Consider the following 18,361-nt stretch of genomic DNA (forward strand, 5'->3'; position numbering starts at 1 on the left):
CGATCAGACCGAGCACGACGACGGCCGCACCGATGGCGAGCGCACGACGACGCCAATAGATTTCGGGAGGCAAGGGCCCGGATGGTTGCAACACAGAACAACCGTATGCGTCACCAGCTCAGGCGCCGGGCAAGCGCATGCGGCGTGTCGCGGAACGCGTTGGCCTTTCGCGTCAGGGCAGCTCGCCGATATTGCCGATGACCTCGCGCAACCGCGCCGTTCCCTCGGCCAGTGCGTAGGTCAAACCCACGATTGCGACGTCGCCGGATTCGACCTTGTCGGCGATGATCCGCGAACGCTGCATCAACAGGTTGCCCGTCTCCTCGACGTGACGCGCCTCGAAATCGTCGACCGCGGTGAACCCATCGCGTCGCGCGCCCAGGACCGACGGGGTGACCCGCTCGACCACGTCGCGGATGTATCCGCCCGGAGTGTTTCCGGAGTCGAGCGCGTCGATGGTCGCTTGCACGGCACCGCACTTGTCATGTCCGAGAACGACGATCAGCGGCGCGCCGAGGATCGCGACTCCGTACTCGATCGAGCCGAGCACCGACGAGTCGATGGTGTGGCCGGCCGTGCGGACGACGAACATGTCCCCGAGACCCTGGTCGAAGATGATCTCGGCGGCGACGCGGGAGTCCGCGCACCCGAAGAGGATGGCCCCGGGGTTCTGACCCTCGGCCAGTCGCGTTCGGTCCTCGATGCCCTGGCTGGGGTGCAGGGGCTCGCCGGCGACGAAGCGCTGATTACCCTCCTTGAGAGACTTCCATGCTGAGACTGGGTTCGTAGCTGGCATGGATGTCATTGTGCACCGACCGCGGACTACCGGCGAGTCGGGTGTGTTCGAAGAAAGGCTGCAGTTCACGTGCCGATAGACACGACCGCTCTCCTCGGATGGTTCGATGCAGAGGAACGCGACCTCCCCTGGCGGCGACCGGGCGTCAGCGCGTGGCAGATCCTGATGAGCGAGATCATGCTGCAGCAGACGCCGGTGTCCCGGGTCGCGCCGATCTGGTTGGACTGGGTCGAACGGTGGCCGGTCCCGTCGAAGATGGCGGCGTCGTCGCAGGCGGAAGTTCTACGAGCCTGGGGCAAGCTCGGCTATCCGCGACGGGCGCTGCGGCTCCACGAGTGCGCGCGGGTTCTCGCCGCCGAACACGGCGATGTCGTTCCCGCGGACGTCGACACGCTGCTCGGGTTACCCGGCATCGGGGCATACACCGCGCGGGCGGTCGCGTGCTTCGCCTACGGCCGACGTGTACCCGTCGTCGACACCAATGTTCGCCGAGTCGTCGCCCGGGCCGTGCACGGACTCGCAGAGCCCGGCAACCCGTCGACGACCCGCGATCTCGCCGACGTCGAAGCCCTGCTCCCCGCCGACGAACCCCGCGCTGCCCGCTACTCGGCAGCCCTGATGGAGCTCGGCGCCCTCATCTGTACGGCCAGGAACCCGGCGTGTCTGCTGTGCCCGCTGCCGGAATGCTCGTGGATCGAGGCGGGCCGGCCACCGCACACCGGGCCGGCGAAGAAGGTACAAAAATTCGCCGGCACCGACCGTCAGGTCCGGGGCAAACTGATGGCCGTACTGCGAGACAGTCACGGCCCGGTCGAACGCGCAAGCCTCGACATCGTCTGGCTCACCGACCCGGGCCAACGCGACCGCGCACTGGACTCCCTGCTGACCGACGGTCTCGTCGAACAAACCGAGTCCGGCCTGTTCGCCCTGGCCGGCGAAGGGGATACGGCTGCGCCGCCCGTGTGAAGGCGGCTCCGCCGCCCGTGTGCAAAAGGCGGCTCCGCCGCCCGTGTGCCAAAAGTGCTGCTGGAACAGCACTTTTCGCACACCGGTGCGTCAGCGCCTTCCGGCTGCGTCAGCGCCTTCCGGGTGCGTCAGCGCAAGAAGTCCACAAGAATCTTGTTGACGACCGCGGGGCGCTCGAGGTAGCCGAAGTGCCCCGTGTCCGGAATTTCTTCGTAGCGTGCACCGGGGATGGCCTGTGCCACCTCGCGACTGAGATGTACCGGGATGAGCCGGTCGTCGGCGAATCCGACCACGAGGCACTTAGCGGCGATACCGCGGTACGCCGCCAACCGTTCCGAGCCGACGCGCATTTCGAGTCCGATCTGCGCTCGCTTTCCGGGACTCCGTCCGCTTGCGGAGAATTCGAGGACAGCAAGCCAATCGCCGATGGCCTGCTCGTCGCGAAGCGTCGCCGGGGAGAAGTTGTTCATCGCGGTGATCGCTGCGCGGTACGACGCCGGGAGCGTGACGCCCGCGTCATAGAGGTCTCGTTCACCCTGCGCCATTGCTTTCTGCATTGCCGACGACCGACCGTAGGTGGCCATCATCACCGCGTGCGAGACGAGGTCGGGCCGCGCCAACGCGAGCTCCTGTGTGACGCGGGCGCCCATCGAGGTTCCGACCACACGCGCACGCATGCCGCCGAGATGCTCGATGAGGGCCGCGGTGTCCGCGACTAGATCGTCGAGCACCATTCCGTCGGCGCATTCCGACGAGGGAGCGATACCGCGGTTGTCGAACGTCGCGACCGTGAACCCGGCTCCGACGAGCGCCGGGACCTGATGTGCCTTCCACACCCGCCCACCGCTACCGGTGCCCATGACCAGCACGACGAGTGGGCCGCTGCCGGTGACCTCGTAGTTGATTTCGATTCCGTTGATCTTTGCCGACGACATTCGCGTCATGGTAGCCGCGTCAGGAACTCCGATACTGCCGCCCGATATGCCTTGGGCTGCTCGTCGTGGACCAGGTGTGCGGCATCCGGCACGACGACATGCGTCGAGTGCGGGTTCCGGGCGTGCATCTCGCGCATCTGACCGTCGGGGGTGATTCCGGATGCACCCTGGATCAGCAGCGAAGGAACGGCGATGGCGTCCCACTCGTCCCAGAAGTGCCGCGTGCCCCACTCCGACGAGATCGCCTCGAACGTCGTCACATCGCCGTGCAGGTAGAAGCCGTCGGGACGTTCGATGAACGAATCGATGAAGTATCTGCCCGCGACGGCTCCGAAGTGGTCGAGCACGTCCTGCTCGGTGGCGAACGGCTGCGGCCACTCCCGGATCATGGCCGCCCAAGCGGCGGCGGTTCGGCCACGAAAATCGGGGGCGATGTCTTCGACGACGAGGGCCGCCACGAGGTCGGGCCGCTCGGCCGCGAGGCACCAACCGTGCAGCGAGCCCATGGAATGGCCGATGACCGTCGTGCGCCCGATCGTGTCCGCGTGCCGGGCGAGGTCCGCGACGAACTCCTCGGTACGCAGCGACGTCGGTGGTGGGCGCCGATGCCCCGGCGCGTCGTACGAGTAGACATGGCCGAACTCGCGCAGCCACGGCACCTGCCTGCGCCACGTTCGAGCGCTGCCCATCAACCCGTGCAGAAGCAGGATCGGATCACCGGATCCACCCTCGTCGTGCAACATCCCTCCGAGCGTAGTGACGCAGGTAGCCTGACCGACATGGCAGTCGTGAAGATCAACGCAATCGAGGTACCCGAGGGCGCAGGCCCCGAGTTGGAAAAGCGGTTCGCCGCGCGCGCCGGAGCCGTCGAAGGGTCACCGGGATTCCTCGGGTTCCAGCTTCTTCGGCCCGTCAAGGGTGAATCTCGGTACTTCGTCGTGACGCAGTGGGCGACGGAGGAAGCGTTTCAGCAGTGGGCGTCGGGGCCTGCGCGCGAAGCACACTCCGGCGAACGAGCGAAGCCGGTGGCGTCGGGGGCCTCACTGCTCGAATTCGAGGTCGTACTGGACGTGCCTGCCAAGGCCTGACCTGGCGAGCTCGGGCTCGCCGTACACCGCGAATCCGGTGCCGCGGTTTTTGGCGGTGTACATCGCGATGTCCGCTCGCCTCAGGAGGAGGTCGTCGGGGTCCGCGGTGAACTGCTCGTCCACGGCGACGCCGATACTCGCGGACACCGTGATGCCGTAACCGTCGATGTTGAACGGGGCGTCGAGATCGCGCAGGATCCCGCGGGCCAGCTCCTCGGGATTCGGACCCCTGTGCAGTACGACGAACTCGTTGCCGCCGAATCGGGACACGGTGTCACCCTCCGCGGCAGCGCCGGCGAGGACGTGGGCTACTGCTTGCAGTGCACGGTCGCCGACGGCATGTCCCTTCGTGTCGTTGATCATTTTGAAATTGTCGAGGTCGATCACCAGAACGGTTATTGCACAGGAGTTTCCGTGGGTTCGCACGTCCTCGCTTCGCTGCCGAGCCAGCACCCTGTTCGGCAGACCCGTCAGAGGATCGTGCATGGTTCGCCGCCGGAGTTCGTTCTCGAGCTCGTCACGCCTGATGGCAGCGGACAGCACTCCGGCGACCGTGTGAAGGAAGGAGGGCTCACCGTCCTCGAAGTGCCTGGGGTCGGCGCTGTAGACACCTGTCGGCTGTAGCGGCGAATTCGGCCACCCAGTCCTCGACGTACGGCTCCGCTTTTTCGCACTCCACTCGGCCCACGTCGACCCGCACACGGGTCGGTTACAGCTGTCATCGGGAGTTCACGCTCCCGGTCAGGGCAACACACAATTCAGGTTCGCGACGCAGCCGATGCGACAGTGCGGGTGAGCGAGGCCGGCGAGATCGTGCTCCCCCACTCCAATGCGCAGGGATCGAGCTCGGTTTCGATGCGCTCGACGAGCGCTTCCAGTTCTTCTGGTGGAACGGGCCGACCGATGTGAAAGCCCTGTGCGCCGTCGCAGCCCAAATCGCGGAGCCGCACGAGGGTCTCGGCATCCTCGACGCCTTCCGCCACCACGGTCATACCCAGGCTCCGTGCGAGTTCGATGGTGGAGCCGACGATCGAGCTGTTGGTCGGCTGCGTATTCATCGCAGTCACGAACGACTTGTCGATCTTGAGGGTCTGCACCGGGAGTGTGCGAAGGTACGCCAGGGAGCTGTATCCGGTTCCGTAGTCGTCGATGGCCACGGTCACCCCCATGTCGCGGAGGGCGACGAGCGAGTCCACCGAGCGCCTGGGGTCGGTCATCGCGGTGGTCTCGGTGATTTCGAATTCGACTGCGGTAGCGGGAACGTCGTGTCTCTGCAGCGCGCCGGACACCTGGTCCACCAGCGTCGGGTCCAGCAGGTTACGAACCGAGAGGTTGACCGAAACACCGAAGTCGGGACGACGCGCTCTCATCGTGCTGCAGCATTCGAGGGAGCCTTCGAGCACGTATGCGGTGATGGCGGGCAGCATTCCGGTGCGCTCGGCATCGGGCAGGAACAGGCAGGGAGCGATCAGCCCTTCACGCGGGTGCTGCCAGCGGAGCAGTGCCTCGACGCCGGACACCTTGCGCGTGTGCAGATTCAGGCACGGCTGAAAGAACACGCGGAGTTGACGTTCGCGCAGAGCTGTTTCGAGTTCACCGAGAAGTCTCATCTGATCGTGCCGGTCACTGTCCATGTACGGCAGGTACACGGACGCACGGGCGTGGCCGTGCTTGGCTGCGGTGAGGGCAACATGTGCGTGTTGCAGAAGGCATTCCGCGTCCACATCAACGAGGTCGGAAGATTGGACGACACCGACGGTGGCGTCGAGGGCAACGTTGATGTCACGGACGAACATCGTCCGGCTCACGGCGGTGAGAAAAAGTTCGGCGCATTCCAGCGCGGTTCCCGGCATGCGCTTACCCGTCATGGACACCACGAATTGATCCCCGCCGAGCCGCCCGACAACGGAGTCGGTCGTCGCAGCAGACCTCAGACGCTGCCCGATCCTGCGCAGCACGCGGTCACCCACCGGGTAACCGAACGTCTCGTTGATCTGAGCGAAACGGTCGATGTCGACGATGAACACGATCACGCCGTCGTCTTCGGCCTCGACGATCAACAGTTCGAGCAGTTCGCCGAGATGCCGGCGGTTGGCCAGACCCGTCACCGGATCCGACACCGCGGCGACGGTCAATGCGTCGGCTTGCTTGCGCAGCACCGACAGGAAACAAGCCATCCGGGCGGCAACGAGCACGACGGCAACGACCGACGCGCCGAAAACCACCCAGCCCCATTCGGCGACGGCAATTCCGCGGGCGAGTTGGATACCCATCACGGCGGGAGACATCAGCGCTGCGATGGACAGTCCGGTCAACCGGGCGCGATCGACGATGCGCCGAGCGCCGAGCGACCCCTCCCGCGCAGCCCACAGTTTCCGCGCTGGATACAGGGCGGCGGAGGTCAACAACACGTAGCCGACCAGCCAGCCTGCGCTCACGTACGTGAGCTCACGGAACCGGAGGGTGTCGACCGCGGTGTACATCGCCCAGCCTGAAGCGGACACCGCCAGCAACGCCATACCGGTGAACGCAAACGGGACCGTTCTAGCCCGCTTGGACAGCAGGACGACGATCATCAGCGACGCCAGAAACCCGTCGGCACTAGCGTACGCAACCACGGGCCAGTACAAGGAGAACGATTCGACGCCCAGAGCGACATACGTCTTGGTGCCGACCACGAAGATCCACGCCGTCAACCCGAGGCCCGTCGCGACGATCAATCCTTCGAGTACGTCCTGGATGTGGAAGACGCGGCCTCTCTCGTCCCTGATCGACAGCAGTCCGGCGACGACGAGACCGTGTCCCAGGAGATAGGCGGCGTCGGCCGACGACACGATGGGAACCACGTCCCCGCCGAGGAGGCGGATTCCTGTCACCAGATCACCTACCGCCCACGACGTCAGCCCGAGAAGCAGCAGTTGCCAGGAGCGCCTGTTGATCTCGTGCCGATGGTGTCCGCCGAAGCCGAATGCGAGCACACAGGCCGTCGTGACTGCGGCGTACACCGCAATACGGGGGACGCCTGCCGGCACCAACAGGTATGCGACGACACCCGTTGACCCCGCTGCGAGGAACCACGACCACCTCATACCTCGAGTGTGTCCTTTCCTGGTCCCCCAACCACCGTTGTGTCCGCTCGCTCAGAAAACAACCTGCGCGCCTGGCATTCGATACCGATTGCCTGATGGATCGGTTGATCCTCCAAACAATTGCAGACAACACAACCGGCCCGCTATGGCGGTTCCCCGGCAATGGCCGTCGAGCGGTGTTTCACTGTGCTCGATGCCGGGGAATCGAACCGGTAACGGGCCGGTCGCACGCAGTCAACAGCCGAGGTCAGGACTCCAGCGACGCATCCAGGGTGATCTCCACACCGGTCAGCGCCTTGCTCACCGGGCACGTGTCCTTGGCATCCTGGGCCGCCTTCGCGAAGCCCTCTGCATCGAGGCCGTCGACCTCCCCGCGAACCGTGAGCTTGATACCCGTCAACTTGAAGCCCGGGTTGTCGGGCCCCAACGACACGTCAGCCGTGACCTCCAGGCTCTGCGGAGTGCCACCCGCCTCGGCGATGAGTGCCGAGAGCTGCATTGCGAAGCACGACGAGTGAGCGGCGGCAATGAGCTCTTCCGGGCTGGTGGTGCCGTCGGCGTTCTCGGCGGCACGCTTGGGGAACGACACGTCGAAGGTCGCGGCACCCGAACTCGAGAGCTCGACCTGACCGGATCCTTCTTCCAAGCTGCCGTTCCAGGCCGTGCGAGAGGTACGTGTTGGCATGGTTGTGTCAGTCCTTTCGTTTCGGACTCCACCGATCGGCGGAGTCGTCCGCCCCAGGCTAACCGGCTGCCACGTCGGGCGTTCCCGATCGCACGACGTCGATCGAATGGTATTGCCTCAGAAGGGCTTTCTCGCGATCATGTTTGGGAAATGCACAGAAGACCAGTGCCGCGCCGACGAGAACCACACCGAGGGCAGCGGCATACGATCGCTGATCGCCGTCCAGAAACGCCTGCTTCGCAGCAGCGACGATCTGATCACCGTACTGCGGGTACCGTTCCGCAAGATCGACGGCGGACGAGAAAGATTTGGTCAAAGCCGCCTGGGTGTCGGCGCTGATCGACCCCGCGTTCGGCGAACTCGCAATCTGCGCCGACAGCGACGCCGCGTACCCGGCGGTGAGCAAGGCACCCAGCGTCGACTGCATGATCGCCCCGCCCAGATCGCGCTGCAGATCGGCGGTGCCCGAGGCCATTCCGGCTCGATCGACCGGAACCGAACCGGTCAACGACCGCGACGCAGGAGTACCTGCAAAGCCGACCCCCACCCCGAACAACACGTAACCGGCGGCGACGGACCCGTACGACGCGTCCTCCTTCCACGTCGCCCAGGCAACCACGAGACCAGCGACGATGAACGCATACCCAACAAGAAGGGTGAACCGAGACCCACGCGATTCGACCAATTTCGCGGACTGCGGTGCGACCACCACCATGGCCGCAGCCGCAGGGAGCGTCGACGCACCGGCTGCGAGCGTCGAGTAACCGAGGACGTTCTGCAGAAACTGCTGCCCGACGAAGATGACGCCCATCAACGACCCGAACACGATGATCCCCGCGAGTCCCGCCACCCAGAACGTGCGACGCCGCGCGATCGCGAGGTCGTAGAGCGGAAACTTCGTTCTCGACTGCCGAACGACGAACGCCGCACCGGCCGCAAGGGCAATCACTCCAACGCCCATCGCTGTCGTACCCATCCCGTCGACCGGTGCGAAATTGATGCCGAGCACCAGAGCTGCAATGAACACCACCGAGATGATGCCGCCGAGATTGTCGACTGGATCGATCGACTCGTTGACGTGGGCGGGGACGAACAGCGCCGCGAGGACGAGCGCCAGAACCGCCAGCGGCGAGGTAACCAGAAACACCGAGCCCCAATGGAACTTCTCCAGCATCGCGCCCGACAACAACGGCCCCATTGCCGACAACGCACCTCCCAACGCAGACCACAGTGCGATCGCCTTCGTTCTCGGCGGACCCGACCACAACGCGGTGATCAACGCGAGCGTCGTCGGATACGCGAGCCCCGCAGACACACCGCCGAGCAATCTCGCGCCGAACAAAACCTCGAAATTGGGCGCAAAGGCCGCAATCACACACGCCGGAATCGACAACGCCATGCCCAGAATTAGCAACAGCTTGCGCCCGTACCGATCGCCGATGGCCCCCAGATACAACACCGACGCCGCGAGACCCAGCGAATACGCCACCGCGATCAGATTGAGCTGCGTCTGACTCGCGTCGAAGTCACGACCGATCTCCGGCAACGCGACGTTCGCGACAGCGAGATTCAAGTTCGCCACAGCCGCCACCAGCACGAGCACCAACAGCACCAACGTCGCCCGCGGCGGCACCGAACCCTTGTCGACGGTCACGCAGAACAGTCAAGCCCACCTCGGCCCCAAGCGCCTCACCTTCGGCGTGCGAACTTACTTTTGGAGTCCCGACCTGCCCGCACCCACCGCTCGAATGGACCCTGGTAGCTGATAAATCGTATGGATGGACCATTCAAGCGGCGGTGGGTGGTGCGTGCGCCCCAGCCGAGCGGATCAAGGGCCGAGCGGATCAAGGGCCGAGCGCAACGTGGCCGAACGCAACGTGGCCGAACGCAACGTGGCCGAACGCAACAAGGGCCGCACCCCGGGTGGGGTGCGGCCCTTGTGTGCAGTCCGACTACTTACTCGCCATCGTCGCCCGAGGCCTTGGCCAAGTCGATCGGAACGACGTCAGGAACACTGATCGCCTTCTTCTCGCCGCGGAACGTGAACTTGGCGTCCTCGCCCGCGCCTTCGCCGTCCCAGTTCTCGACGTCGACCAGGATGATCTGACCTGCCTCGACCTCGCCGAAAAGAATCTTCTCGGACAAGGCGTCTTCGATCTCACGCTGGATGGTGCGACGCAGCGGCCGCGCACCCAGTACCGGATCGAACCCGCGCTTGGCGAGAAGCGACTTCGCCTTCTCGGTGACCTCGATGCCCATGTCCTTGTTCTTGAGCGCACCCTCGACTCGGTTGAGCATGAGATCGACCATCTGAATGATCTCGTCTTTGGTGAGCTGGTGGAACACGACGATGTCGTCGATGCGGTTGAGGAACTCGGGGCGGAAGTGCTTCTTCAGCTCATCGTTGACCTTGAGTTTCATCCGCTCGTAGTTCGATCCGGTGCCCTCGCCCGAGGAGAAACCGAGGCCGACTGCCTTCGAGATGTCCGAAGTACCGAGGTTCGAGGTGAAGATCAGCACGGTGTTCTTGAAGTCGACCGTGCGTCCCTGGCCGTCGGTGAGACGACCGTCTTCGAGCACCTGTAGGAGCGTGTTGTAGATCTCCTGGTGTGCCTTTTCGATCTCGTCGAACAGCACGACGGAGAACGGCTTGCGGCGGACCTTCTCGGTGAGCTGACCGCCCTCTTCGTAGCCGACGTATCCGGGAGGCGCACCGAACAGACGCGACGCTGTGAAGCGGTCATGGAATTCACCCATGTCGATCTGGATGAGCGCGTCGTCCTCGCCGAACAGGAAGTTCGCCAGGGCCTTCGACAGCTCGGTCTTACCGACACCGGACGGGCCGGCGAAGATAAACGAGCCCGACGGACGCTTCGGGTCCTTCAGACCTGCACGCGTACGACGAATTGCCTTGGAGACGGCCTTGACTGCTTCGACCTGGCCGATGATCCGCTTGTGCAGCTCGTCTTCCATGCGGAGCAGACGGGTGGTCTCCTCCTCGGTCAGCTTGAACACCGGGATGCCGGTCCAATTGCCCAGAACCTCGGCGATCTCGTTGTCGTCGACCTCGGCAACAACGTCGAGGTCGCCGCTGCGCCACTGCTTCTCTCGTTCAGCGCGCTGCTGGACGAGCTGCTTCTCCTTGTCGCGCAGGTTCGCAGCCTTCTCGAAGTCCTGTGCGTCGATCGCGGATTCCTTCTCCCGACGAGCGTCGGCGATCTTGTCGTCGAACTCGCGGAGGTCTGGCGGCGCAGTCATCCGACGGATGCGCATCCGTGCGCCCGCCTCGTCGATGAGGTCGATTGCCTTGTCCGGCAAGAACCGGTCGTTGATGTAACGATCGGCCAGGGTCGCAGCGGCGACGAGAGCACCGTCGGTGATCGACACGCGGTGGTGCGCCTCGTAGCGATCACGCAGACCCTTGAGGATCTCGATCGTGTGCTCGACGGTCGGCTCCCCGACCTGCACGGGCTGGAATCGACGCTCGAGCGCTGCGTCCTTCTCGATGTACTTGCGGTACTCGTCGAGGGTGGTTGCACCGATGGTCTGCAGTTCGCCACGAGCCAGCTTCGGCTTGAGGATCGACGCTGCGTCGATGGCACCTTCGGCCGCACCTGCACCCACGAGCGTGTGCAGCTCGTCGATGAACAGAATGATGTCGCCGCGGGTGTTGATTTCCTTGAGGACCTTCTTGAGGCGCTCTTCGAAGTCACCGCGGTAACGGCTGCCTGCGACCAGCGAACCGAGGTCGAGAGTGTAGAGCTGCTTGTCCTTGAGCGTCTCGGGGACCTCGCCGTTGACGATGGCCTGCGCGAGACCTTCGACGACCGCGGTCTTACCGACACCGGGTTCACCGATGAGGACGGGGTTGTTCTTGGTACGACGGCTCAGGACCTGCATGACGCGCTCGATTTCTTTCGCGCGGCCGATGACCGGATCGAGCTTGCCCTCGAGGGCGGCCTGAGTCAGGTTGCGTCCGAACTGGTCGAGGACCAGGGAGGTGGACGGGGTGCCCGCCTCGCCGCGGCTGGTGCCGGACTCGGACGGCTCCTTCCCCTGGTAGCCGGAGAGCAGCTGAATGACCTGCTGACGTACCCGGTTGAGGTCGGCTCCGAGCTTGACCAGAACCTGGGCCGCGACGCCTTCGCCTTCGCGGATCAGGCCCAGCAGAATGTGCTCGGTGCCGATGTAGTTGTGGCCGAGCTGCAGCGCCTCGCGGAGACTGAGCTCTAGGACTTTCTTGGCGCGCGGGGTGAAGGGGATATGACCGGACGGGGCCTGCTGGCCCTGGCCGATGATCTCCTCGACCTGGCTGCGGACTCCTTCAAGGGAGATACCCAGCGACTCCAGAGACTTGGCTGCAACGCCCTCACCCTCGTGGATGAGGCCGAGCAGAATGTGCTCCGTGCCGATGTAGTTGTGGTTGAGCATCCGGGCTTCTTCTTGAGCCAAGACGACAACACGCCGCGCGCGATCGGTGAACCTCTCGAACATCGCTCTCCCTCACTTCTCGGCGGGTGGTAGCACGCACCCACCAGGTCTTTCCAGCACCACGGTATCTAGCAAACGGGGTCGCTCGGCATTGAAGGTAAGTCTCACGCCGACGCGGATGCGTCTGGGCCCTGTAACTCAACTGTAGTTGGCCGATGGTTCACGTGCCGACCCTCGGTCCCCGTACCGTCACCGGCGGTGCCGACGCGGGTTCCTTGATGCCTGCTTACCGTTCATAACGCGAGCGCAAACGAAAACGTTTCCAATTTCCTGTCCGCTGGTGGCGAACAGGACGCGGAAGTGGTAACCGCGCCGGTCAGGACTGCGGCTTGACGATGGGGAAGAGGATCGTGTCGCGAATTCCCAATCCTGTCAGCGCCATCAGCAGGCGATCGATTCCCATTCCAGTTCCGGTGGTGGGCGGCATTCCCTGTTCCATCGCGGCGAGGAAGTCCTCGTCGAGCACCATCGCCTCGTCGTCACCTGCCGCCGCCTGACGTGCCTGGTCCTCGAACCGTTCACGCTGGATGACCGGGTCGACCAGCTCGGAGTATCCCGTTGCCAGTTCGAAACCGCGGACGTAGAGGTCCCACTTCTCCGTCACACCCGGCTTGCTGCGGTGCTGACGGGTGAGCGGCGACGTCTCCACCGGAAAGTCACGCACGAACGTCGGGGCGGACAGACCGTCGCCGACCTGGTTCTCCCACAGCTCCTCGATGAGCTTGCCGTGGCCGTAGATCGGCTTGCCGTCCTTGCGGGGTACCTCGAGACCGACCCGCTCTGCGAGCTCGAGCAGTTCCGTGACGGTGGTGTCCGGGGTGACGGTGACGCCGATGGCCTCGGACAGCGACGAATACATTTCCAGCGTCGTCCACTCACCGCTCAGGTCGTACGTGGTTCCGTCGGGCAGCAGCACGATCTGCGTTCCGAGTGCTGCCTGCGCAACTTCTTGGATCAGTTCGCGGGTCATTTGCGCGGAGTCGTCGTACGTGCCGTATGCCTCGTAGGTTTCGAGCATCGCGAACTCCGGCGAGTGCGACGAGTCCGAGCCCTCGTTGCGGAAGTTCCGGTTGATCTCGAACACCTTCTCGATGCCGCCCACGACGCAACGCTTGAGAAACAGTTCGGGCGCAATCCGTAGATACAGGTCTGTGTCGAGGGCATTCGAGTGTGTGACGAACGGCCGTGCCGCTGCGCCGCCGTGCAGGGTCTGCAGCATCGGGGTCTCGACTTCGAGGAAGCCGCGTCGTTCGAGAGCGCTGCGCAATTCGCGAACGACAGCGATGCGTTTACGGGCGACCTCGCGCGCCTCGGGTCGAGTGATCAGGTCGAGGTAGCGCTGCCGAATGCGCGTTTCCTCGTTGAGCTCTTTGTGCGCGACGGGCAACGGCCGCAGCGCCTTGGAGGCCATCTGCCACGAATCGGCCATGACACTGAGCTCGCCGCGGCGGCTGCTGATGACTTCACCGTGCGCGAACACGAAGTCACCGAGATCGACGTCGGACTTCCACGAGGCAAGCGCGTCTTCTCCGACGCCCGCGAGGCTGATCATCGCCTGCAGCTGAGTGCCGTCACCCTCCTGCAGTGTCGCGAAGCAGAGCTTGCCCGTGTTCCTGACGAAGATGACGCGTCCGACGACGCCGACGGGATGACCCGTCGCGGTGTCGGCTTCCAGATCGGGATACAGGTCGCGAATCTCACGCAGCGAATGCGTACGAGCGACGGACACCGGATAGGCCTCCCGCCCCTGCTCCAGCAGTCGGTCCCGCTTGGCACGACGAATCCGCATCTGTTCAGGGGAATCGGCCTGTTCCAGAGTGTCGTCGACGGTGGGGGTAGCTGCATCAGTCACAGCCGCACACTTTATCCGCCACGTGCGACAAACGAGAATCAGAGCGCGCGAGAATCAGTGCGCGGTGACGGCCTCTGCCTCGCGCACGCAGTGCCTGGCCTTGGACAGCACGCCGAGCAGACCGGCAGATTTGAGCGCCTGGTAGCCGCCTGCCAGATCGGTCGCTTTGGCCAATCCCAGTTCTTGCAACGATGCCGCCGCGAGACTCGAGGTGTAGCCCTCGGAGCAGATGACAATCCACTCCACGTCGTGATCGACGGCGGCTGCGAGGCGCGCGTCGCTCGTCGGGTCGAGACGCCACTCGAGGACGTTGCGTTCGATGGCGAGTGCGCCCGGCAGTGTTCCCTCGACGGCGCGCTGCGCCTGCGGACGGATGTCGACAACGATGGCCCCGCGGGCGACGGCGTCGCGTAGCTCGAACACGGTCAGGCGGTCGATTCGGTCACGCGCCTGCTCCAACATTTCGACGATGGTCATTTCGAACGTCCTTCGGGCTCGTCGGTCAGCTCTGTGCGGGTTCGGCGCAGACGCGAACCACCGGTCACTTCGTAGTACGACATCGCCGTCAGCGGCGGCGAGTAAGCATGAACGCTGAGAGTCGGCAACTGCGAGTGCGCGGCCGGCTCAGGAGCTCGCATCACATCGTGAACCCACCCGAGCGGGAACGAGGCCTGGTCGCCTACGTCCAACCGTCGGCGCTCCAAAGAATTGCCGGTCCAACGATATTCGACGAGTGATCCACTGAGGACCGTCAATGCGCCGAGGGAGCCGGCGTGGTCGTGCAGTTCGGTCGAGAGGTCGGCGGCCCAATTGATGATCCACACGTCGACGTCGTCGTCGGAGTGCAATCTGGTGGACCAGCGTTCGTTGCAAGGCCAGATCCCACCAGCGGGCAGCAGGTGATCGAAGCGGCCGTCGAGCACGTCGGACGCGCCCTGATCGGCAATACGCAACAGGTCGTGGGGCCGCAAGCGAGTCGGCAGAACCGAGTGGGAAACGGACGGAGATCCAGAAAATACAGGTGTGGAAAGCACGGGAAGGTACTCCAGGGTCGGTGATAGGACGAGGCAGCGGTCAGCCTCGACAACACTCCTGGGGTCCCATGCACGACATCACGGGAAAGATACTGGCACAGCACCGCGCATTTGGCCAGCGCAGCGCATTTGGCCAGCACCGCGCATGCGGCCGGCGCAGCACATGCGGCCGGCGCATCATCTTTGGCAGGGCTCGGCTACCGAGCCACCTAGGGCCTCGTCCTTCGTTTGGCCAGGTTGCGCTCGTACACCAGGCGCAGACCTTCCAGCGTGAGATCCGGCTCGTGGTGTTCGATCGCCGAACTCTCGGCCATGACGAGCGGCGCACTGTCGCCGGTTCCAATGACCGCCACGTCGCTGCCGGAGAACTCGGGCAGCTCACGACGAATCCGTCCGACAAGGCCGTCCACCAGGCCCGCGAAGCCGAACACAGCCCCTGCCTGCATGCATTCGACGGTATTCTTACCGACCACCGAGCGCGGGCGGATCAGCTCCACCTCACGCAGCGCAGCCGAACGCGAACTCATCGCGGCCGCAGAGATCTCCAGCCCCGGCGCGATGGCACCTCCGAGAAATTCACCCTTGGCAGACACCACATCCACACACGTCGTGGTCCCGAAATCGACAACGATGCAGGCAGTTCCGTACAGATCGTGCGCGGCAAGGGTGTTGACTATTCGGTCTGCGCCGACCTCCTTCGGGTTGTCGACGAGCAGCGGAACACCCGTTCGCACACCGGGTTCCACGACTACGTGGGGCACGTGCTTCCAGTAGCGGTTCAACATCGTTCGCATCTCACGCAGCACCGACGGAACCGTCGACAGAGCCGAGACCCCGGTGATCTGGTCTACATCGTTGCCCAGCAAGCCGCGCAGCATCAGCGCCAGCTCATCTGCGGTGACCCGCGGGTCCGTACGCATCCGCCAGTCCCGCAACAACTTCGCGTGATCCCCGCTCCCGGTGAACGAACCGAGCGTCATCGACGTGTTGCGGATGTCGACCGCGAGAAGCATCGCTACACCAGCACGGAGTCTGCGCGCAGCGTTCGAGGCGTGATCAGGCCCGAGCCCTCCGGCGCATGAGCCGGATCGGTGCCGAGCTCGACGGGCTTGTTGCGACTGTCGACGAACACCACGTGCGGCGCATAATCGGCCACCTCCTGCTCGTTCATCACGCCGTAGGCGATCAGGATGACCAAGTCACCAGGGTTGACGAGATGAGCTGCTGCACCGTTGATTCCGATGACACCACTGCCGCGCTCACCGGTGATGACATACGTCTCGAGGCGTGCACCGTTGTCGATGTCGACGATCGTCACCTGCTCGCCCTCCAGCAGATCCGCCGCCTCCATCAGATCCTGGTCCACCGTAACCGAACCCACGTAGTGAAGATCGGCGTGCGTGACGGTAGCCCGGTGGATCTTCGACTTCATCATCGTGCGAAACATGGTGTTACCTCTCCTGTATGAGTTCTGTGGTTCGAATACCGAACTGCCGTCATTCCGCAGGCTCCACTCCGGCTTCCAGAAAGCCCGTTCCGACGGCAACACCGACGTTGTCGATCAGCCTCGTCGTACCGATCTTGGCAGCGACCAGCAGTCGGCCGTCGCCGCGCTCCGGTGCCGGACCTAGATCGACGCCGCGGACCTCCAGGTAGTCGACCTTCGCCTCGGGGACCGCTTCCAGTACGCCTCGGGCGGTGGCAACGATGGCGTCCGCTCCCCCGGCTGCTGCGTGCGCGCCCGCCACCAGCGCGGCCGAGAGAACCATCGCAACTTGTCGCTGAGCTGGGTCGAGGTAGCGGTTGCGTGACGACAGCGCGAGACCGTCCTGCTCACGGACTGTCGGGACCCCGAAGATTTTGACGTCGAAATTCAGGTCGCGCACCATCTGCCTGATCAACGTCAACTGCTGATAGTCCTTCTCGCCGAAGTAGGCCGCGTGCGGCGCCGCGATCTGCAAGAGCTTGGCTACGACGGTGAGCATTCCCGCGAAATGCGCGGGCCGCGAGGCACCTTCGAGTTCGTTTCCCAGCGGACCGGGGTGCACGGTGGTCCGCGGACCACTCGGGTACATGTCGGACGCCGACGGAGCGAAGACCAGCTCGACGCCCTCCTCGCGCAACAACTCCACGTCGGCGTCGAGAGTCCGCGGATATGCGTCGAGGTCTTCGTTCTCGCCGAACTGCAGCGGGTTGACGAAAATCGATACGATCACCACGGCGCCCGTCAGCTTGGCTTGCCGGACGAGATGGATGTGCCCGGCGTGCAGCGCACCCATCGTCGGGACGAGAGCAACGGTCTTGCCTACGGCGCGAAGGGCTTTGGATACCGAGGTGACCACGGACGGATCATGATGAACCGTCAGCGATCCCGCGGTGAAACTCCCTGCGAGCGTCACTGTTCACCTTCCAGAAAGTCGACGAGTTCGGCTGAGGAGCCGACTCGTTGGGCCGACCGCAACGACAATGCGCGATATCCGGCTGCGATACGGGGGTCGACGTCACCGAGGACGTCGAGGTGTGTGCGGACTGCTGCGACATCGCCCCGCGCGACGGGACCCGTCAGTGCAGCCTGTCCACGTCGGAGAGCATTCTCCAGCGCCGCGGTCACCAGCGGAGCCAAAACCCGTTGCGCCACAGCACGATGCACATCACCACGAAGGCTGCGATCCAGACTCGACTCGCTGTCCGTTCCCGGAAAGCCCGGCCCGTCCAGTGCGACACCCAGCGCATCGACGGAGTCGGCGATCAGTGTCACGAGATGATTGGATCCGTGGGCCAGCGCCGCGTGGTACAGCGCGCGGTGAGCTTCGGCAACGTGCACGGGCTCGCCCCCGAGTTCGAGCACGAGTGCCTGAGCAACCGCATACCCGATGTCGTCCGCCGCGGTGATTCCGAAGCAGGCAGTGGCGAGGCGGTCGGTGTCCTCTGGATGCCCGGTGAACGTCATCGCCGGATGAATGGCCAACGGGATTGCACCGAGCGCGGCGAGCGGTTCGAGAACGGCGACGCCGTTGGCGCCTGAGGTGTGTACGACGAGTTTGCCCGGGGCGATGGCCCCCGTCGCGGCAAGTCCGGCGGCAATGGAGGCAAGTTCGGTGTCCGGAACTGCTAGCACCAGCAGCTCGGCACGCCGCACGACCTCGTCGACGGGCAGTACCTGGGAATCGGGCAGCCGGGTGCGCGCGCGGTGACGCGACTCTTCCGACACCGCGGAGCAGCCGACGACCAGGTGTCCGACGCGCTCGAGCGCCTCGCCGAGTGCCGTACCCACTCGACCAGCAGACACGATTCCCACCGTCAAACGGGCAGGAGCAGGATCCACAGTCAAGGGGGATGGTTCGCCGGCTCCACTCCTGAACTCAGGTGAGGTCACCGAAAATTTCCTCTCGTTCGTTCCAGTCCCGCTCTGCGGGTACCAGACG

17 protein-coding genes are annotated in these 18,361 nt (G+C 64.5%); 2 read left to right on the forward strand and 15 right to left on the reverse strand.

All coding sequences use genetic code 11. The features are described from left to right. Nucleotides 1-172: 172 nt before the first annotated feature. A complete protein-coding gene (locus WBQ44_RS02070; protein ID WP_495565077.1) occupies nucleotides 173-796 on the reverse strand; it encodes a carbonic anhydrase in 624 nt (207 codons plus the stop codon). A gap of 69 nt (nucleotides 797-865) precedes the next feature. Between WBQ44_RS02070 and WBQ44_RS02075 the strand changes: the two genes are divergently transcribed. Continuing rightward, nucleotides 866-1,762: an HhH-GPD family protein gene (locus WBQ44_RS02075; protein ID WP_495565078.1), complete on the forward strand. Its 897-nt coding sequence runs from the start codon at nucleotides 866-868 to the stop codon at nucleotides 1,760-1,762. 128 nt (nucleotides 1,763-1,890) lie between these two features. Here the strand turns inward: WBQ44_RS02075 and WBQ44_RS02080 are convergent, their stop codons facing one another. Both WBQ44_RS02080 and WBQ44_RS02085 read right to left on the reverse strand, forming a co-directional pair. Then, nucleotides 1,891-2,697 (reverse strand): alpha/beta fold hydrolase, encoded by an 807-nt coding sequence (locus tag WBQ44_RS02080; RefSeq protein ID WP_495565079.1) that lies wholly within the window; start codon nucleotides 2,695-2,697, stop codon nucleotides 1,891-1,893. Between the two features lie 5 nt (nucleotides 2,698-2,702). Continuing rightward, nucleotides 2,703-3,440 carry an alpha/beta fold hydrolase gene (locus WBQ44_RS02085; RefSeq protein ID WP_495565080.1) on the reverse strand — a complete coding sequence of 246 codons (738 nt, stop codon included), beginning with the start codon at nucleotides 3,438-3,440 and terminating at the stop codon, nucleotides 2,703-2,705. 36 nt (nucleotides 3,441-3,476) lie between these two features. On the opposite strand from WBQ44_RS02085, the gene mhuD reads away from it, so the two are divergent. Further along, nucleotides 3,477-3,785, forward strand: a complete 309-nt coding sequence (gene mhuD / locus WBQ44_RS02090; protein ID WP_495565081.1) for a mycobilin-forming heme oxygenase MhuD — start codon at nucleotides 3,477-3,479, stop codon at nucleotides 3,783-3,785. On the opposite strand, the gene WBQ44_RS02095 is transcribed toward mhuD, so the two are convergent. The 12 genes from WBQ44_RS02095 to WBQ44_RS02150 all read right to left on the reverse strand — a co-directional run bounded on the left by WBQ44_RS02095 (nucleotide 3,738) and on the right by WBQ44_RS02150 (nucleotide 18,267). Continuing rightward, nucleotides 3,738-4,328 carry a diguanylate cyclase domain-containing protein gene (locus WBQ44_RS02095; protein ID WP_495565082.1) on the reverse strand — a complete coding sequence of 197 codons (591 nt, stop codon included), beginning with the start codon at nucleotides 4,326-4,328 and terminating at the stop codon, nucleotides 3,738-3,740. The genes mhuD and WBQ44_RS02095 overlap by 48 nt on opposite strands. 215 nt (nucleotides 4,329-4,543) lie before the next feature. Next, entirely contained in the window at nucleotides 4,544-6,874 is a 2,331-nt protein-coding gene (locus tag WBQ44_RS02100) for a putative bifunctional diguanylate cyclase/phosphodiesterase (RefSeq protein WP_495565083.1), read from the reverse strand. 247 nt (nucleotides 6,875-7,121) lie between these two features. Beyond that, nucleotides 7,122-7,559 carry an OsmC family protein gene (locus WBQ44_RS02105; RefSeq protein WP_495565084.1) on the reverse strand — a complete coding sequence of 146 codons (438 nt, stop codon included), beginning with the start codon at nucleotides 7,557-7,559 and terminating at the stop codon, nucleotides 7,122-7,124. A gap of 58 nt (nucleotides 7,560-7,617) precedes the next feature. Further along, entirely contained in the window at nucleotides 7,618-9,213 is a 1,596-nt protein-coding gene (locus tag WBQ44_RS02110; RefSeq protein WP_495565085.1) for an MFS transporter, read from the reverse strand. A gap of 302 nt (nucleotides 9,214-9,515) precedes the next feature. Continuing rightward, a complete protein-coding gene (locus WBQ44_RS02115) occupies nucleotides 9,516-12,053 on the reverse strand; it encodes an ATP-dependent Clp protease ATP-binding subunit (protein WP_495565086.1) in 2,538 nt (845 codons plus the stop codon). A gap of 313 nt (nucleotides 12,054-12,366) precedes the next feature. Further along, nucleotides 12,367-13,839 carry a lysine--tRNA ligase gene (gene lysS, locus WBQ44_RS02120; RefSeq protein ID WP_495565125.1) on the reverse strand — a complete coding sequence of 491 codons (1,473 nt, stop codon included), beginning with the start codon at nucleotides 13,837-13,839 and terminating at the stop codon, nucleotides 12,367-12,369. 117 nt (nucleotides 13,840-13,956) lie between these two features. After that, nucleotides 13,957-14,379, reverse strand: coding sequence for a rhodanese-like domain-containing protein (locus WBQ44_RS02125; protein ID WP_495565087.1), 423 nt, complete (start codon nucleotides 14,377-14,379; stop codon nucleotides 13,957-13,959). Further along, nucleotides 14,376-14,936: a cupin domain-containing protein gene (locus WBQ44_RS02130; RefSeq protein ID WP_495565088.1), complete on the reverse strand. Its 561-nt coding sequence runs from the start codon at nucleotides 14,934-14,936 to the stop codon at nucleotides 14,376-14,378. The genes WBQ44_RS02125 and WBQ44_RS02130 overlap by 4 nt, the downstream gene beginning before the upstream one ends. A gap of 209 nt (nucleotides 14,937-15,145) precedes the next feature. Beyond that, nucleotides 15,146-15,949: a type III pantothenate kinase gene (locus tag WBQ44_RS02135; protein ID WP_495565089.1), complete on the reverse strand. Its 804-nt coding sequence runs from the start codon at nucleotides 15,947-15,949 to the stop codon at nucleotides 15,146-15,148. 2 nt (nucleotides 15,950-15,951) lie between these two features. Continuing rightward, complete coding sequence (panD, locus tag WBQ44_RS02140) at nucleotides 15,952-16,383, reverse strand: aspartate 1-decarboxylase (RefSeq protein WP_495565090.1); 432 nt, start codon at nucleotides 16,381-16,383, stop codon at nucleotides 15,952-15,954. 49 nt (nucleotides 16,384-16,432) lie between these two features. Continuing rightward, nucleotides 16,433-17,335 carry a pantoate--beta-alanine ligase gene (panC, locus tag WBQ44_RS02145; RefSeq protein ID WP_495565091.1) on the reverse strand — a complete coding sequence of 301 codons (903 nt, stop codon included), beginning with the start codon at nucleotides 17,333-17,335 and terminating at the stop codon, nucleotides 16,433-16,435. Further along, a complete protein-coding gene (locus tag WBQ44_RS02150) occupies nucleotides 17,332-18,267 on the reverse strand; it encodes a Rossmann-like and DUF2520 domain-containing protein (protein WP_495565092.1) in 936 nt (311 codons plus the stop codon). The genes panC and WBQ44_RS02150 overlap by 4 nt, the downstream gene beginning before the upstream one ends. Between the last annotated feature and the right edge of the window lie 94 nt (nucleotides 18,268-18,361).

Source organism: Rhodococcus sp. (in: high G+C Gram-positive bacteria) (genome assembly GCF_049591685.1).
Taxonomy (GTDB): domain Bacteria; phylum Actinomycetota; class Actinomycetes; order Mycobacteriales; family Mycobacteriaceae; genus Rhodococcoides.

Bases quoted from the DNA above. Each gene is read 5' to 3' on its own strand.
- WBQ44_RS02105 (WP_495565084.1), bottom strand. From the start codon at position 7,559: ATGCCAACACGTACCTCTCGCACGGCCTGGAACGGCAGCTTGGAAGAA.
- WBQ44_RS02070 (WP_495565077.1), bottom strand. From the start codon at position 796: ATGCCAGCTACGAACCCAGTCTCAGCATGGAAGTCTCTCAAGGAGGGT.
- lysS (WP_495565125.1), bottom strand. From the start codon at position 13,839: ATGCGGATTCGTCGTGCCAAGCGGGACCGACTGCTGGAGCAGGGGCGG.
- panD (WP_495565090.1), bottom strand. From the start codon at position 16,383: ATGTTTCGCACGATGATGAAGTCGAAGATCCACCGGGCTACCGTCACG.
- mhuD (WP_495565081.1), top strand. From the start codon at position 3,477: ATGGCAGTCGTGAAGATCAACGCAATCGAGGTACCCGAGGGCGCAGGC.
- WBQ44_RS02135 (WP_495565089.1), bottom strand. From the start codon at position 15,949: ATGCTTCTCGCGGTCGACATCCGCAACACGTCGATGACGCTCGGTTCG.
- WBQ44_RS02100 (WP_495565083.1), bottom strand. From the start codon at position 6,874: ATGAGGTGGTCGTGGTTCCTCGCAGCGGGGTCAACGGGTGTCGTCGCA.
- WBQ44_RS02080 (WP_495565079.1), bottom strand. From the start codon at position 2,697: ATGTCGTCGGCAAAGATCAACGGAATCGAAATCAACTACGAGGTCACC.
- WBQ44_RS02085 (WP_495565080.1), bottom strand. From the start codon at position 3,440: ATGTTGCACGACGAGGGTGGATCCGGTGATCCGATCCTGCTTCTGCAC.
- WBQ44_RS02125 (WP_495565087.1), bottom strand. From the start codon at position 14,379: ATGACCATCGTCGAAATGTTGGAGCAGGCGCGTGACCGAATCGACCGC.
- WBQ44_RS02115 (WP_495565086.1), bottom strand. From the start codon at position 12,053: ATGTTCGAGAGGTTCACCGATCGCGCGCGGCGTGTTGTCGTCTTGGCT.